Origin of the sequence: Maritimibacter harenae, assembly GCF_009882975.1 — a bacterium.
Lineage (GTDB): Bacteria > Pseudomonadota > Alphaproteobacteria > Rhodobacterales > Rhodobacteraceae > Maritimibacter > Maritimibacter harenae.
Genome location: NZ_WTUX01000053.1, coordinates 1 through 858, shown reverse-complemented (window position 1 = coordinate 858; position 858 = coordinate 1). Strand labels below are relative to the sequence as shown.

Annotated in this window: 1 pseudogene; it reads right to left on the bottom strand. The window is 62.5% G+C overall.

The annotated features are described in order from the left end of the window. Nucleotides 1-117: 117 nt before the first annotated feature. Nucleotides 118-858: pseudogene (locus GQE99_RS20310) on the bottom strand (TniQ family protein); the annotation flags it as partial.

Sequence of the window (858 nt, the reverse complement as noted above, 5' to 3'; positions counted from 1 at the left end):
TTGCATTATCGGACATTACTGCGATATGCTCAGAAACATGAGCAAAATGCCCAAAAACAATGTCGGGTGACCGGAGATTACGAGACTCAGGCCCTTCCCTGTAGTCCAAGCCGCGGTTCACGAGACACCTGAGCGGTATTTGTAAGACTGGGCGCGCCGGTGTTTGTAAGACTGACGCCGCCTCTTGGACGTCTCGGTCGCCTGACGCTCACTTTCGTCGCGTTGAGCGCGCCAAAGCCGGGCAAAGATACGTCGCCTCACTGAGAGAGGCCATGGTTTGAGCGCCTCCCGCACACGCACCTGCCCCTGCTCATCGCTCTTCAGCAAGACCTCAATCACCTGGTCGACTGGGTGTGCGGCGATGCGCCCAATCCCAACCGTCAAGGCGAAGGCCTGTAGCTGTGAGCCCTGAGCCAAGCCGTACAGACCGGGACGGACCGGCTTGGCCAGCAAGGGTGCGACCGCGTCGTATTCAGGAACGACGACCGTCAGCGCCTGGCGGATAATCGGAGTCGTGAGAAACGCGTGGTAGTCACGCCGGGTCTGCAGCGACATGCGCGGTTGCTCTCTCGCGGATGGCGGCGAGGCGCGCCTGTGCTGCGCCGTCAGGAGCGCCAACATCTCGACCGGGCCGAAACCCTGGTGTCCCTTACCGTGAGCCCACGCATCGAGCATGGCGGCGCCAATTTCCGCCGGCGGCTCCATCGCCGCCAATCGGCCTGCGCCAAGCACCGTCGAGAAGGCCGCGCCTGTGGTGTCTTGCAGGTCGATGCCGTGAATGGGGCACCGAAAGACCCAAGGCAATGCCGTGGACCTTCTGTTCACATCGTCGGGGCACTGCGGGCAATGGTGCCGGCT